This window comes from Arsukibacterium sp., from assembly GCF_036735525.1.
GTDB lineage: Bacteria > Pseudomonadota > Gammaproteobacteria > Enterobacterales > Alteromonadaceae > Alishewanella.
Genome location: NZ_DAINOE010000187.1, coordinates 1 through 2,408, shown reverse-complemented (window position 1 = coordinate 2,408; position 2,408 = coordinate 1). Strand labels below are relative to the sequence as shown.

Genomic DNA, 2,408 nt, shown 5'->3' with positions numbered 1-2,408 from the left:
CAAAATTATTGAAGCAGCGGAGCTCGCCCACAAAACCAACAGCCTGCCAGAAGTTTGCGGCCGGGTGTGCCCGCAAGACCGCTTATGCGAAGGCGCCTGCACGTTAAACGAAGGCTTTGGCGCCGTAACCATCGGCAGTATTGAAAAATACATTACCGATAAAGCCTTTGAAATGGGCTGGCGGCCAGATTTATCGGCGGTGGTTAAAACCGAGCGCCGGGTGGCGGTTATCGGTGCCGGCCCGGCGGGTTTAGCCTGTGCTGATGTACTGGTTCGCAACGGCGTATCGCCGGTGGTGTTTGACCGTTATCCGGAAATCGGTGGCTTACTGACCTTTGGTATACCGCCCTTTAAACTGGAAAAAAGTGTACTTAGCCTGCGCCGGGAAATTTTCACTGACATGGGCATAGCGTTCCGGCTTAACACTACGGTGGGTGTCGATGTCAGCTTTGACAGCCTGCTGGATGAATATGACGCGGTATTTTTAGCACTTGGCACCTACACGCCAATGAAAGGCGGCCTGGTAAATGAAGATGCGCCTGGGGTGTATGAAGCGCTGCCGTTTTTAATTGGCAATATTAATAACCTGATGGGCTGGCAAACAGAGCACCCATACGTCAGTTTAAAAGATAAAACTGTAGTAGTGCTGGGTGGTGGTGATACCGCTATGGACTGCGTGCGCACGTCTATTCGTCAGGGCGCTACTAAGGTCAGTTGTGCCTATCGGCGTGACGAAGCCAATATGCCAGGCTCACGCAAAGAAGTACAAAACGCACGCGAAGAAGGCGTGGAGTTTTTGTTTAACCTGCAACCCCTGGGTATTGAAGTCAACAATGCCGGACAGGTGTGTGGCGTTAAGGTCGTGACTACGGAAATGGGCGCGCCTGATGCCAAAGGCCGCCGCAGCCCGCAGCCGGTCCCCGGCTCTGAGCAGGTATTAGCCGCCGATGCAGTGGTAATTGCCTTTGGCTTTCAACCCAGCCCGCCAAAGTGGTTAATTGATATGGGCGTCAAGCTCGATAGCAAAGGCCGGGTGATTGCCAGCGAGAAGAGTACCTATGCCATGCAAACCAATGAGCATAAGATCTTTGCCGGTGGCGATATGGTATTAGGCTCTGATTTAGTCGTCACCGCTATTGCTCAGGGCCGTAAAGCCGCTGAGGGGATTTTGGACTATTTGCAAGTATAGAGGCGCAGGGCTCACATCCGTTTCTGCCAACTGTAGCAGCGGAGTGTATAAGCGAGATTAGGTTTGCCCTAAGCTAACCGTTGAAGCCCTGGATGGGCGGAATCGAGCCCCCAGGGAGGGGTTTACGGCGTGTTAGCGTGGGCAAACCGGTTCGAGCAATGCTCATAACTCGACGCAGCAACAAAAGGACTCAACCTATGCCCCCATTCACCCTACCCGATTTATGTGACGCTCACGCTGCTTGTATTCGTGTGGCCGATCCCATCTTTACTAATTACGGTGGCAAAGCAAGCTTTGGCGGGCAAATTGTTACCGTGAAATGCTTCGAAGATAACTCTAAAGTTAAACAACTGGTGGCCATGCCGGGCCAGGGTAAAGTACTGGTGGTGGATGGCGGCGGCTCAAAACGCCATGCGCTGCTGGGCGATATGCTGGCCGAACAGGCAGCCGCTAACGGCTGGGAAGGAATCATTATCAACGGCTGTATTCGGGATATCGATATTATTCGCCAAACCCAACTCGGCGTGCAGGCACTGGGTATTCACCCGATGAAAACCGATAAGCGGGATTTAGGCGATATCAACCTGACAGTCACTTTTGCCGGAGTAGATTTTATCCCCGGCCAGTTTGTTTATGCCGATAATAATGGTGTGCTGGTGGCGACTAAAGCCCTGCTGATTTGAGTTATCAAAGCGCTATTGCTATGCTTCAGACAGGTTATTTACAACGGCCAGCTTTATGATTACCACTGAACAAATTAAACAGCTTTCTACCGCCGAAAAACTAAAGGTGATGGAAACCTTGTGGCAAGAGCTTACCGCTGAAGGCGCCGACAATCTAATCTCCCCTGCCTGGCATCAGCAGGCATTGCAGCAGACTGAGCATGCCGTCAGAGAAGGTGATGAAGTCACCCATGATTGGGAGCTAGCGAAACAAAGTTTGCGCAATAAATTCCGATGAAAATACAGGTTCTTACTGCGGCAATAAACGACCTCAATAACGGCCGTTTATTTTATCAGCAGCAAGGAGAACATCTTGGCGATTACTTCCTTGACTCCCTTTTCAGTGACATCGATTCTCTCATCGTTTATGCCGGCATCCACCAACAGGTTTTCGGTTATTACCGTATGCTGGCGCATCGTTTTCCCTTATGCGATTTACTACAAAATGCCCAAGCGAGATGTAGTCGTGGTATGGCGTGTTTTAGATATGCGGGCCA

The 2,408-nt window shown here is 51.2% G+C and carries 3 protein-coding genes and 1 pseudogene; all 4 read left to right on the top strand.

Translation table 11 applies throughout. The features are described from left to right. Positions 1 to 1,189 (top strand): FAD-dependent oxidoreductase (locus V7D78_RS17095; protein WP_333609657.1); only part of this gene is annotated, 1,189 nt, incomplete at its 5' end. A gap of 197 nt (positions 1,190 to 1,386) precedes the next feature. Next, positions 1,387 to 1,872 carry a ribonuclease E activity regulator RraA gene (rraA, locus tag V7D78_RS17090; protein ID WP_333609656.1) on the top strand — a complete coding sequence of 162 codons (486 nt, stop codon included), beginning with the start codon at positions 1,387 to 1,389 and terminating at the stop codon, positions 1,870 to 1,872. A gap of 55 nt (positions 1,873 to 1,927) precedes the next feature. Beyond that, positions 1,928 to 2,149 (top strand): addiction module protein, encoded by a 222-nt coding sequence (locus tag V7D78_RS17085; protein ID WP_333609655.1) that lies wholly within the window; start codon positions 1,928 to 1,930, stop codon positions 2,147 to 2,149. Then, positions 2,146 to 2,408: pseudogene (locus V7D78_RS17080) on the top strand (hypothetical protein); the annotation flags it as partial. The gene V7D78_RS17085 and the pseudogene V7D78_RS17080, both read left to right, overlap by 4 nt.

Bases quoted from the DNA above. Each gene is read 5' to 3' on its own strand.
- rraA (WP_333609656.1), top strand. From the start codon at position 1,387: ATGCCCCCATTCACCCTACCCGATTTATGTGACGCTCACGCTGCTTGT.
- V7D78_RS17085 (WP_333609655.1), top strand. From the start codon at position 1,928: ATGATTACCACTGAACAAATTAAACAGCTTTCTACCGCCGAAAAACTA.